At 63.0% G+C, this 12,269-nt stretch carries 12 protein-coding genes; all 12 read left to right on the top strand.

Features of this window, described 5'->3' with window-relative positions:
* The first annotated feature begins 128 nt into the window (after positions 1-128).
* The 12 genes from HDE72_RS05625 to HDE72_RS05570 all read left to right on the top strand — a co-directional run bounded on the left by HDE72_RS05625 (position 129) and on the right by HDE72_RS05570 (position 12,267).
* Entirely contained in the window at positions 129-335 is a 207-nt protein-coding gene (locus tag HDE72_RS05625) for a hypothetical protein (protein ID WP_183738314.1), read from the top strand.
* A 163-nt stretch (positions 336-498) separates the two neighbouring features.
* Positions 499-1,914 carry a pilus assembly protein TadG-related protein gene (locus HDE72_RS05620; RefSeq protein ID WP_183737805.1) on the top strand — a complete coding sequence of 472 codons (1,416 nt, stop codon included), beginning with the start codon at positions 499-501 and terminating at the stop codon, positions 1,912-1,914.
* 62 nt (positions 1,915-1,976) lie between these two features.
* On the top strand, positions 1,977-2,879 hold the full coding sequence (locus HDE72_RS05615) for a hypothetical protein (RefSeq protein WP_183737803.1): 903 nt from the start codon (positions 1,977-1,979) through the stop codon (positions 2,877-2,879).
* Positions 2,876-3,703 carry a hypothetical protein gene (locus tag HDE72_RS05610; protein ID WP_183737801.1) on the top strand — a complete coding sequence of 276 codons (828 nt, stop codon included), beginning with the start codon at positions 2,876-2,878 and terminating at the stop codon, positions 3,701-3,703. The genes HDE72_RS05615 and HDE72_RS05610 overlap by 4 nt, the downstream gene beginning before the upstream one ends.
* 86 nt (positions 3,704-3,789) lie before the next feature.
* Positions 3,790-4,563 carry a hypothetical protein gene (locus tag HDE72_RS05605; protein ID WP_183737799.1) on the top strand — a complete coding sequence of 258 codons (774 nt, stop codon included), beginning with the start codon at positions 3,790-3,792 and terminating at the stop codon, positions 4,561-4,563.
* A complete protein-coding gene (locus tag HDE72_RS05600) occupies positions 4,560-4,751 on the top strand; it encodes a hypothetical protein (RefSeq protein WP_183737797.1) in 192 nt (63 codons plus the stop codon). Before HDE72_RS05605 ends, HDE72_RS05600 begins: the two co-directional genes overlap by 4 nt.
* 2 nt (positions 4,752-4,753) lie before the next feature.
* Positions 4,754-5,683 carry a Flp pilus assembly protein CpaB gene (gene cpaB / locus HDE72_RS05595; protein ID WP_183737795.1) on the top strand — a complete coding sequence of 310 codons (930 nt, stop codon included), beginning with the start codon at positions 4,754-4,756 and terminating at the stop codon, positions 5,681-5,683.
* 160 nt (positions 5,684-5,843) lie between these two features.
* Positions 5,844-7,370 (top strand): type II and III secretion system protein family protein, encoded by a 1,527-nt coding sequence (locus HDE72_RS05590; protein WP_260176527.1) that lies wholly within the window; start codon positions 5,844-5,846, stop codon positions 7,368-7,370.
* An 18-nt stretch (positions 7,371-7,388) separates the two neighbouring features.
* Complete coding sequence (locus tag HDE72_RS05585) at positions 7,389-9,185, top strand: ATPase, T2SS/T4P/T4SS family (protein WP_183737791.1); 1,797 nt, start codon at positions 7,389-7,391, stop codon at positions 9,183-9,185.
* Positions 9,182-10,042, top strand: a complete 861-nt coding sequence (locus HDE72_RS05580) for a type II secretion system F family protein (protein ID WP_183737790.1) — start codon at positions 9,182-9,184, stop codon at positions 10,040-10,042. The genes HDE72_RS05585 and HDE72_RS05580 overlap by 4 nt, the downstream gene beginning before the upstream one ends.
* A gap of 9 nt (positions 10,043-10,051) precedes the next feature.
* A complete protein-coding gene (locus HDE72_RS05575; protein WP_183737788.1) occupies positions 10,052-10,972 on the top strand; it encodes a type II secretion system F family protein in 921 nt (306 codons plus the stop codon).
* Positions 10,973-10,983: 11 nt separating this feature from the next.
* On the top strand, positions 10,984-12,267 hold the full coding sequence (locus HDE72_RS05570; RefSeq protein WP_183737786.1) for a DUF192 domain-containing protein: 1,284 nt from the start codon (positions 10,984-10,986) through the stop codon (positions 12,265-12,267).
* Positions 12,268-12,269: the final 2 nt, after the last annotated feature.

Raw genomic sequence — 12,269 nt, 5'->3', positions numbered from 1 at the left:
CAATCTACCACCGGTTTGATATCGATTAAGCCAGCTTATCTTATAGGCCATACCATGAGTGTGCTTTCTGGTTAATCGTTCTTTATTTGTTTTTACTCAAATGAAAGGTATTTAAAATGAAACCTGCAATGCGGAAACTCAAGTCTTACCAACAACAATTAGGCCAGGGGATGACCGAATATATCGTGATCGTCGCCCTGATCGCCGTCGCCGCCATCGCCGTGTATCAACTGTTCGGCGCGACGATACGCAACCAGACGGCCGGCATGGCCATGGAAGTTGCCGGCAAGGATGGCACGGCCGCCATCGCCAAGGCAGCCACCGCCGCAACCTAAGCCGAAGCGGCAGCCAAGGACGCCAGCAAGAACAGCCTGTCCACTTACGGCGACCAGGCCACCACGGGTAAACAGAACTAAGCGGGTTCTCTTCAGACGCCTGTACGCCAACGCTCCTTGCCTGCACGCCATGTCCCCCTTACAACGGATTGCCACTCGCACCATGAAACCGGCACACGCATCCACCGCAGCCACATTCGCGCACCGCCGCCAGCAAGGACAGGCGCTCATCTACGGCATCGTCGTTCTCCTGGGCGGCATGGCCGCCCTGCTATTCCTGTTCAATACCGGCCAACTCACGGCTGAAAAAACCAAACTCGTCAACACTGCCGACGCGGTGGCCTATAGCGCCGCCGTGATGCATGCACGCGCGCTCAATTTCGACGCCTATACCAACCGCGCGCTGATGGCCAACGAAGTCATGATTGCCCAGGCCGTCAGCATCGCTTCCTGGTCGGCGCATGTCACCAGGCACACACAGAATGTGCCGCCACTCAATTGCTATTCTGCGTATTCGGTACCGGTCGCACTGGCGCTACTCGACTACATTCCCGTCTGCTACCTGCTCAGCCTGGTTGGGGCGAAGCTCACCGCCGAAACCGTCAATGGCGTAGCCCAATTTGCCGCACAAACCACGGTTGCCTTGTCCGAAGCGGCCAAGACCATCCTGCAAGGCGCGCAAACCAACATGGCGGCCACCTTCCTGATCGAGCGCAAAGCGCTGATGCAGCAGGTAGCCGACGCCAACTATGCCGGCGATGGCAGCGTGCAGGTCGATACGATGCCGATTACCGATCATTTCTCCCTGTTCGAAGGACAACCGTTCATCCATGCCTACTCCGGCGCCGACCGGGAACGTTTCAAGGATGCGGCAGTAACAGCGGCGAACCGTGACGACTTCGTCAAACAACGCTCCTGGACCTCGGCCAACAGCTTTCCCTGCATTTTGGGCAACAAGGCGGCCTTCCGCCGGCGCGGCGGGACCGAACTCATCGATTTCGACGAGTGGAAAGCCATGGATACCGCCTCCCTGCATCACTGGTCATGGCATACGCATGGCATCTTTCACCTGCCCACCTGCGATGACGATGAACTGCCGCTCGGTTATGGCACCCAGGCGGCCGCCACCGGCTCGCCCGACGACGCGGGCGCGCGTTACGGCAATTCGCGTCCGGACAACCCACGCGCCAGCGCCGCCGCCAGCAGCGCCGACTGGGGCTACAGCGGCTTGCCCACCTTTTATGACCTGTCCATGCCTGCCCTGGCTTACACCTCCACCGACCCGCAGCCTCGCCTGAAATTCGCGATACGGCTCACGCGGGCCAGGGAGCAACTCGCCACGTCCGACGGTACCTCGGTCGTGAAACCGAGCGGCCGGCTGGCCATCATCGACGGTAAACCGGTCGCCAATGTCCTGGCGGCGGTGGCCAGCTCGGAAGTCTATTTTGAGCGCCCCGCCGGCCGCGACGACGGCAAGACCGAACTGGCCAGCCTGTTCAATCCGTATTGGCAAGCGCGCCTGATTTCCACGTCAACAGCCGACATGGCGCTAGCCATGGCCTTGGGAGGACCACGATGAACAAGCTTGCGCTTAACAATGCATGGCGATGCCCTGCCCCATCCCTGGCGGGTTTGGGTCGGATGCTGATCCTTCTGCTCTGCGCACTCTCGCTGCCGGCCAGGGCGGCGACGCAGGCCGAGGAAGAACGGGACAAGGCGCCCATGCCGCACGAGACGCTGGCCGCCCCCGGTTCGCACGCCGCCATGGTCAAGGTGCACCTGGTCAGCGGACGCAGTTATCTGGTGGGCCGGCCACCGAACGATGACACCACCTCATTGTTCCTGCTGCATGTGCAAGTGAATAACTGCGTACGCGACAACAATGCCAGCGGCCGTCCATCAACACCACCGCGCGCCTGGCCGGATCATCTCAACAGCAATCGCAGCGACACGTATTCGGCCCTCAACCGTAGCATCACCTATGCATATGGACTGACATACGGCGTCAACGCGCTCGATTGCAGTCTGCTGGAAACCCCATTCCATACGGCCCGCCTTTCCTCCAGCCTGGGCAGCTGCGAGATCGATTTGCAAGAAAAAACCGCCCGTGGCGCCTGCGATGCCGCAGGGCATGCCAACGCCAGGCCGCCGGTCCGCCAGCCGGCAATGAGTGCGGCGCAAATCGCCGCGATTGAACGCGCAGCACTCGGCAATCCGACCATGGCCGCCCTGGCAGCGGCCATCCACAGCAACCCGCCCTACGGCACAGGCGAACGCAAGACCATACTCGGCCTGGAATGCGATGTCTGGAAAAATCCCTTCGATCCCGAAGGCACGATGTGCCTGTCGCGCGGTGGTTCCTTCACGTCCTCGGCGGTCAACGGCGACTTGAAACAGTCGGGAATGATGCTGGAAGGAACCACCACCGCGGGTGTCAAGATGTGGGCCACCCAAGTACAACTGGACACCATGGTCAATGGCGCCATCTTCGCGCCGTACCTGGCCGGTGGATTCCGCATCATCAAGACGGGAGCGCATCCATGAAACGGCAATTTCCAGACCGGAGCCGGCGACACCATCGCGGCCAGGCCCTGACCGAATTTCTGGTACTGGCGGCGGCCCTGCTGCCGCTCTACCTGCTGATGCCGATGATCGCCAAGTACCAGGATATCGCCGCCCAGGCCGAAATGGCCAGCCGCTACGTCACGTTCGAGGCGGTGACCCGCAACGACGCGCAAAACAGCTGGAAAACCCCGAAGGAACTGAGTACCGAGATAGGCCGGCGCTTTTTCAGCAATACAGACTCTTCCATCAAGACGGGGGACGTCGCTGGCAATTTTAGCGCCAACCACAACCTGTTCTGGCGCGGCCCCGGCAATGCGCCGCTGATTGCCGACTTCAACCGCGATGTGGCGGTAAGCTTCGGTCCGGAACAAAAACCGAACCACGCCGACGCGTTCACCGCCGCCAGCGATGGCGCGCCTTTCAATGGCGTAGCAGGTTCGGCAATCGGCATCCATACCGCCAACGAACTGGGCCTGGGTAGCCGGGGCATCTACACCGGCAACGTCTCGGTCCAGCTGGCCAATCTGCCGGCTGGCCTGAAAATGCTTGAACCTTTCGACAAAATCAACCTGGCCATCACGCGCCACACCAGCGTGGTCATCGATGGCTGGCAAGCCGGCAGGCCGGCCCAGGTCCAGTCCCGCCTGGACAGTGGCTTGCTGGTGCCCGCCACCTACCTGAAAGATGCGGCAGCAGTGGTCAGCGGCAGCGTCGCTCTGGCAGAGGCAGGCCATATTTCTGCTCCCCGGCTGGGCCAACTGGATTTCTGGGCCGACGTCGTGCCTGTCGACCGGCTCAAGTAGATATCCGCATGGCATGCCGGACGGGCCCGCAGCCAGCTCGCCGAATTGCCAGCGGCACGCACAACCCTTTATCGGAGACAGACATCATGGCAACGCAAAGTAATGAACAAAACGTGGTCGGCGACAAAGTGGCGGGTCAGGCAGCGATGCTACTGGTGTTGACCTTGCTCTGTGGCCCAGCGTCGGCGCAAGTAAAATGGCCAGTAGTGACCATTCCGCAAGGGGTCCAGTCCTTCCCTGTGGGTGGCGAAATCACGGTCAACGGACTGCCGCTGCGGGCACAGGGCGTGCTGTCGGCCAAGATGCCGGCCCAGGTGGCAGAGCTTTTCCGCGAAAGCCTGGGACAACCCCTGGCCGAGGATAGCCAGGGTAACAAGCTGGTGCTGGGCCAGGCGCTGGGCGAATTCTACGCCACAGTGCAGCTGGAGCCCGCCAGCAACGGTACGCGCGGGGTGGTTGCCGTCACGCGTCCGGGCGCGGCAGTCGGCGCAATGCCAACATTGAAGGAAAGCGGGCAACGCACCCTTTCCCGCTTCCCGGCCGGCTCCAGAATCGTCAGCCAGACCAGTTCCGTGGATGGTCCGCGCCGCAGCGATTTCCTCACGCTCAGCAATAACCTGGGCGTGCCGTTCAACGTCGAACACATCAAGCGCATGCTGGACGCCGAAGGCTACATCAGCGAGGGAAGCGCCTCACCCACAGGTTCCGGCAATGCAGCTTCCCTACAGTCTGCGCGCGATGGCACGACGCTGTTTTTCAAGCGTCGCGACGCCGAGGCGGTCGCCGTGGTTTACCGCGACAGCAAAGGCGACACGGCCATCGTCCTCAACACCGTCACCGACATGGCACGCGCAAAATGACGCCGCTCACTCCTCATCGCCGGCTGCAAGACGGGCAATCGAGCATGGAATACGTCATCGTCTGCGCCGCGCTCGCCATCGCCCTTGGCGTGGGCATGAGTGGCGACACCAGCGTCCTGAAGCAGTTGCTTGAGGCGTTCAGGACGGCCTATCAGAATTTCAGCTACGCCATTTCCCTGCCAGGCTAATCATGAAACTGACCTTTCCTGCCCGACTAAAAGTGAACAAGACCTGGGCCGTGCTGGGCGCCGCACTCGCCATCGGCCTGCTTGCCGCACTTGCCACGCGCAGCTTCCTGAGCACGCAGGTGGCGGCGATCGAAGCGCGCAATCAACATCAGATGGTCAGCGTCGTGGTCGCCAAAACCGAACTGGCGCAAAACACGGTGCTATCGAACCAGAACGTTGCCGTACGCAAGATACCGCTTGAATACGCCCATTCAGGCGCGGTGCTGCCGGCCGATTTCGAGCGCATCGACGGCAACAGCCTTGCCTTCCAGGTCAAGCCAGGCGAGATGATCATGTGGAGCCAGATGGCGGGCAAGCGGGCGCCGACCTTTTCGGCGCGCCTGGCGCAAGGGCAGCGCGCCATCACGGTGGTAGTCGATGAAATCAATTCCATTTCCGGCATGCTGGAACCGGGCGACTTGATCGACCTGATGTTTACCATCGACCAGAACGGCAGGAAGATGGTCGTGCCGCTGCTGCAAAGCATGCAAGTCATGGCCACGGGCCAGCGCTCGGTGGACGATCCGAAAAGTGGCGAGCGCATGCAATTTGCCACCGTCACGCTCGACGCTACGCCCGAGCAAGCCAGAAACATCATCCTCGCGCGGGAAACCGGCAAGCTGACCGCCTTGCTGAGAAACCCCGCCGACAACTATAAGCCAGGAGACAACTATGACCTGGGCTCGCTGTTCGGCACCCAGCCCGAGGGCAATCCCATCAGCGCCAGCAGAACCATACCCGTGCTGTATGGCGGCAGCGGTGCGAAATATCCGTCCGAAGCGCTGCACCTGGGGCGTAACTTGTCCAGTGACATCGCATTCCCACCGCCGCCAGCCGCTGCACCGGTGCCTGTACCGGCGCCGGCCGCAGGCGTACCAACCAGTTCGCCCTGAGCCAACCATGTCAGCTATCCGCAAAAAATCGCACGGCGCCGCTGTGTGCAGGGCATTTCACGCCCATTTCTGGACCAGGCCCATGAACAACCTTTTCTGTACCTTGCCGCACAGGCTAGGAAGCACACATTTTGTGCAGCTTCTTCTCATCGGATTAAGCATGAGCCTGACCGGCGCGGTGACGATGGTCCGTGCCCAAACGCTTGCGCCAGACGTCATGCCAGCCGGCGCACCGCTCCCGGCGCCGCCAGCACGCGGTTCACTGTCGACAAACCTGCTCAAAGCAAAACCAGCGCCCGCGCTTACGGTTGCCAAGGCAACGGAGCACTACGCACCCATCCACAAGCAGGAAGACAGCGAGCCGGTGCCGGAACTCGAACTGTTTACGGGCGAATCGCGCGTGTTTTCCACGCCGGGCGTGGCGCGCATCGCGGTGGGTAACGGCCAGGTCATCACCGCCAATGCGCTCGACGACAAGGATGTCATCATCTTCGCCAATGGCGCCGGCACCTCCACCCTGTTCGTGTGGAACCAGCAAGGGCGCTTCCAGCGGATCAAGGTCACCGTGCTGGCCGCCGACATGGGCCGCTACCTGCGCGACGTGGCTGCCTTCCTGGCGGCAATACCGAAAGCCAAGGCCAGCGTGGTGGGCGACAAGGTGATCGTCGAAGGCGAGGAACTGTCCGATGCGGACCGCGACAAGGTGGCCGAACTGGCCAGGCGCTATCCACAAATCGTCAACTTCACCAGTCCCATCGGCTGGGAACAAATGGTGATGATGGATGTCAAGGTGGTGGAATTTCCCAAGACAGAACTGCGCGAACTGGGCCTGAAATGGGGCGCCACCGGGGGCGCGGCGGTCGGCGCCATCTGGGCGCCATCCGGCCGTGGCGACACGGGCGGCTACGCGATCTCGGTCAAGACGGGCGAGGCCAACGCGCCGCCGATTACCGTGCCGAACGGCAATGGCCAGGTTCCCCTGCCGTCAAACCTGACCATCCTCAGCGCCATCAACCTGGGTTTGAACGCACAGTTGCTGGCGCTCGATCAGCAAGGCACGGCCAGCATACTGGCAGAGCCGCAATTATCGACCCGCAGCGGCTACAAGGCCAGTTTCCTGGCGGGTGGTGAAATTCCATATTCAGTCGCTTCGATCAATGGCGTGACGGTGCAATTCAAACCCTACGGCATCAAGCTCGACATCGAACCACGGGTGGGCAGCAACGGCATCATCCGCGCCGTCATCGAATCGGAAGTCAGTTCCATCGACGCGTCGCTGTCCACCACCAGCGGCCCGGCCTTGCTGACGCGGCGCACCAAGACTGAATTCAACGTGCGGCAAGGCGAGACCATCGTGCTGTCGGGCTTGCTGCAACGCAATAGCAGCACCGATATCGACAAGGTGCCGTTCTTGGGCGACATACCGATACTGGGCGCGCTGTTCCGCTCGAAACGTTTCCAGAACAAGGAAACCGAACTGGTGGTGTTCGTCACGCCCAGCATCGTCGACAGCCACAGCGCCGGCCTGGCAGATAAAACCCGCCGCGCGGCCGAGCGGCTGGAACGCACGCTCGATGGCCCGCCCTACCTGAGCAATCCGCTGCAGCCCGGCGCCGATGCGGCCCGTTTCAACCAGGTTCCACCACGCCCTGCACCGGCCGAACCGGTTCAGCCATTGACGCAATAATCACCAGACAAGATCATCATGTTCCAGGTCGACATCCTCAATCCCGACGGCAGCGGCAGGCAAGTCAGCGTCGCTGACGACTGCATGGTCGGCAACAAGACCAGCAACGATATCTGGCTCGACAGCTGGAGGGTCGGCAAGGAACACGCGCGGCTGCTCAGGACGCCGTCCGGCGTGCTGCTGGAAGACATGGGCTCGTACACCGGCACCAGCGTCAACGGCGTGCGCATCGCTACCCAGCACGGCCCGCTGGCGCCGACCGACATCATCGCCATCGGACCCTACAAATTACAGGTGCTCGATCTGCACAGCGCGGTACAGGCAGTGCAGGCGGCGGCGCCGCATTCGCGCTCGAGCAGCGCCGCCGCGCGCAACCAGCATGCGACAGCGGAAATCCACGCCTCCCGGCTGGCGGCCGAGCGCATCCAGCACAAGATCCAGCATGGCGGCGAACCAGGCCCCGCCGAGGCGAACAGCGCAACGCCGGCCGATGCCTATTCGCTGGTGCTGGCGCCACGGGCGCTGCAGCAACTCGAATTCGAATGGCGCCAGCGCCTGCACGCCATCCTGCTCGAAACAATGGATTTACGCCGCCATGATGTCTCGAAAATGAGCGATGATCAATTGCGCATCGAGGCGCGGCGCTACATCAGCGACATCATGCGCGACCAGCGCGCCGCCATTCCCCCTGAACTGGACCACCAGCTGCTGGCCACGCAGGTACTCGACGAAGCCGTTGGCCTGGGGCCGCTGGAAGAATTGCTGGCCGATGCGGGCGTCACCGAAATCATGGTCAACCAGTTCGACCAGATTTATATCGAGCGCAACGGGCGGCTGGAAAAACATCCGCTGACTTTCACCAGTGAGCGCGCTGTGCTGGGCGTCATCGAACGCATCGTCGCACCGCTGGGCCGGCGTATCGACGAATCCTCGCCGATGGTGGATGCGCGCCTGAAGGATGGCTCGCGCGTGAACGCCGTCATCGCCCCGCTGGCCTTGAAGGGACCGGCGCTGACGATACGCAAGTTTGCCAAATACAAGATGACGGCCGACGACCTGGTGGGACTGGGCGCCATCAGCGCCGGCATGGCGGCCTTCCTGGAAGTCTGCGTGGCCGCGCGCAAAAATATCGTCGTCTCGGGCGGCACCGGTTCGGGCAAGACCACCCTGCTCAACATCCTGTCCAACTTCATCCCCTCTGGCGAACGCATCATCACGGTCGAAGATGCGGCCGAACTGCAACTGCACCACGAACACTGGATCAGCCTGGAAGGACGGCCGGCCAATGTCGAAGGCAAAGGGGCCGTCTCGATCCGCGAGCTGGTCAGGAACACCCTGCGCATGCGGCCGGACCGCATCGTCATCGGCGAATGCCGTGGCGGCGAGGCGCTCGACATGCTGCAAGCAATGAATACGGGGCACGACGGCTCGCTGACGACCTTGCACGCCAACAGCCCGCGCGACGCACTGGCGCGGCTGGAAACCATGGTCATGATGGCCGGCATGAACTTGCCCCTGTCCGCTATCCGCGAGCAGATCGCCTCCGCGATCCAGATGATCGTGCAGCAAACGCGCTTCTCCTGCGGCACGCGCATGGTCACCAGCATCACCGAAATCACCGGCATGGAAAGTGGCAAATTCCAGATCCAGGAGTTATTTCGCTTCATCAACCAGGGTTACGCCCCCAAAGCGGAAGGCGGCAATATCCAGGGCTATTTCAGCGGCTGCGACATGGTGCCGGGCTTTTACGAGCAATTGCATGCGCACGGCAATACGCTGGACATGCATATCTTCAAGCAGGGAGAATGGCCATGAGCGCCAGCAACATGCTGCTGTTCGTCACCGCCATCGCGGCCCTGGCGGCGGCCATCCTGGCGTGGCTGGTAATCGATATCGGCATCGGCACGATGCGCCGCTACCGCGCCCACTTCACCGAACGCACCCGCTTCCAGGTGCGTGAATTCTTCCTGTTCGTCGATCCCGCCAGGATCTTCCTGGCCCACGCCGCCCTGATGACGCTGGGCGCGATTGTCGCCGGCCTGGCCACCGGCAGCATGCTGGTCGCCGCCGCCGTTTTCATCGGCCTGGCCCTGCTGCCTCGGGTGGTCTACGCCTGGCTGCGCGTGCGCCGGCTGCGCACCTTCGAAGAGCAATTGCCGGACGCCTTGATGATGCTGGCAGGCGCCCTGCGCGCGGGCCTGAGCCTGAACATGGCCATCTCGCAGCTGGTCATCGAGGCGCGCGCGCCGCTGGGCCAGGAGTTCACGCTGATGCTGCGCGAACAGCGCCTCGGCGTCACATTGGAACACAGCCTGAACGGCCTGGTGCGCCGCATTCCCACGCAGACCACGATACTGGTGGTGTCCGCCATGCGCATCGCCACCGAGACTGGCGGCGGCCTGGCCGAAACGCTGGAACGCACCGCCCACACTGTCCGCAGCCGCCTGCAAATCGAAGGCAAGATCCGTACCCTGACGGCGCAGGGAAAACTGCAGGCCTGGATCGTCGGCCTGCTGCCGCTGTCGCTGATGCTGGTACTCGACCATATGGAGCCGGCCGCCATGAGCCAGCTGTGGCACACCGGCATGGGCTGGGCGGCGCTGGCCGCCATCGCCACGCTCGAATTCCTCGGTATTTACGTCATCCGGCGCATCGTCGCCATCGACGTCTAGGACGCCGCCATGTCACCCGCACGCATCGAACTGATCATCGTCGCCCTGGCCCTGCTGTCCGGCCTGGCCGTCGCACTGGCCGCCGCGCTGCTGGCCGGCGCGCTGGCCGCCATTCCGCCCGAGGACCGCAGCTACAAGGACGCGCCGCCGCTCGGCTTTCGCCTGTTCTGGTGGCCGATCCACTGCTGCGGCCATGCGCTGCGGCCCTTCATTTCACGCGCGCCGACGGCTTCGCTACCGGTGCGCCTGCGCAAGGCCGGCCTCGACTACAGCATCAGTCCGGCCCAGTTCACGGCAGCGCGCCTGCTATGCGCGCTGGGTGCTGCCGCTGCGTCGTGCTGGGTGCTCGACTCGCTGGGCAAAGCCAGCGCTTCCGGTGGTTTCGGTGTCTCCCGCTATTGGGAGGCGGGCGCCGCCGGCGCCTTGTGCGGCTGGCTCTACCTCGGCGTCTGGCTGCGCGACTGTATCGCCCGCCGCAAAAGCGAGCTGCATAAAACACTGCCGTTTTATCTTGACCTGATCACCCTGTGCGTGGAAGCGGGCTTGAACCTGCCGGGCGCGCTGAACCAGGCGGCGCTGAAGGGACCGAAGGGTACGCTGTGCGATGAAATCAAGCGCGTGCTACGCGATGTGCGCAACGGCAAGGTGCGCGCCGATGCGCTGCGCGCCATGAGCGAGCGAGTCCAGGAACCGGCCGTGAGCAGTTTCATCACGGCCATGATACAAGCCGAACGCATCGGCATGAACCTGGGACCGGTGCTGCGCGCGCAAGCGGACCAGCGGCGCTCCGAGCGCTTCCTGCGCGCCGAAAAGCTGGCAATGGAAGCGCCCGTCAAGCTGCTGTTCCCGCTGATCGCCTTCATCTTCCCTTGCACCTTCATCGTCCTGTTTTTTCCCATCGTGATCCAGTTCATGCACTCGGGGCTATAAGGAAACACGCCATGACGACAGCAAAAAGCAGCACTTTGCACACGGCCAGCGGCGCCCATCGGCTCACGCTGCGGCTCGCCGATAGTTTCTTTGCGCGCTTGCGCGGCCTGATGCTGGCTGGTCCGCTGGGCAGTGCGCAGGGCTTGCTGATCACCCACTGCCCCAGCGTGCACGGCGCCTTCATGCGTTATGCCATCGACGTGGTGTATCTGGACCGTGACGGTGTGGTGACCCAATGTGTGGCGCTACGGCCATGGCGCGCCAGCATCAGCGGTATCAGCCGGAACGCCGAAGGCAAGCGGTACCGGCGCGCCACCCACGCGCTGGAACTGGCGGCCGGCGCAATCGCGGCGATGACCATCCGTCCTGGCGATAGGCTAGCGCATCCGCGTTTGCAGGCCGTACCGGCGCCCTCCTCCCGACCACCCCCGCCAGCACCGCAAGGCGGCTCCGCGATGATCGAATTTACCATCGTCGGTCCCATCATCACCTTGCTGGGCCTGTCGGTGCTGCAGTACGGCATGCTATTTTTTGCCAAAAGCCAGATCAACTACGCCAGTTTCATGGCCGCGCGCGAAGGCGCCACCGCCAACGCCAGCGTGGACAGCGTCTATGCCGCCTATGTGCGGGCGCTGGTGCCGCTGTATGGCGGCGGACAGACGCCGGCCGAGCTGGCTGCTGCGCTGGCGAAAGCGGCCGCCGACATCGGCCCGAATGGCGTCGGCAACGTCAACATTGAACTGCTTAATCCCAGCAAGGAAAGTTTTGATGACTGGAACGATGCGGCCAGACAGGCCGCGCTGCATACCGGCAGCCGCCGCGTCATTCCCAATAGCGGCCAGGCCGACAAGGACCAGAAAGTCGGCGCTACCTCGGGCCAGACCATCCAGGACGCCAACCTGATCAAGTTGCGCATCACGCAGGGCTATCTGCCCAAGGTGCCGATGGTCAAGAACCTGTATACCAATTACCTGACATGGCTGGACCCGCACACCGACGCGTTCCATACCAAGCTGCTGGCCGCCGGCCGCATTCCGCTGGTAACGCAGGTGACGCTGCACATGCAGTCCGACGCCATCGAGCCGGGCGCGCCAGTGTCCTCGCCGGGTGCGGGCAACGGTGGCACGCCAGTCAACCCGGGCGATCCGCCCGTCACGCACGATCCGCCGCCCGATTGCAACAACCTGAGTTGCACCAACCCGCCGGCGCCGCCATCGCCGCCAGTCTGCAACCCGCTAACCGATCCGGCCCACTGCATCGATCCGTGTGCCGCCATGTGCTGTACACCCAGCTGAGG

Origin of the sequence: Janthinobacterium saanense, from assembly GCF_014200675.1 — a bacterium.
Classification (GTDB): domain Bacteria; phylum Pseudomonadota; class Gammaproteobacteria; order Burkholderiales; family Burkholderiaceae_D; genus Janthinobacterium.
The sequence above is the reverse complement of the archived record's forward strand: the minus strand, read 5'-3'. Positions and strand labels throughout refer to the sequence as shown.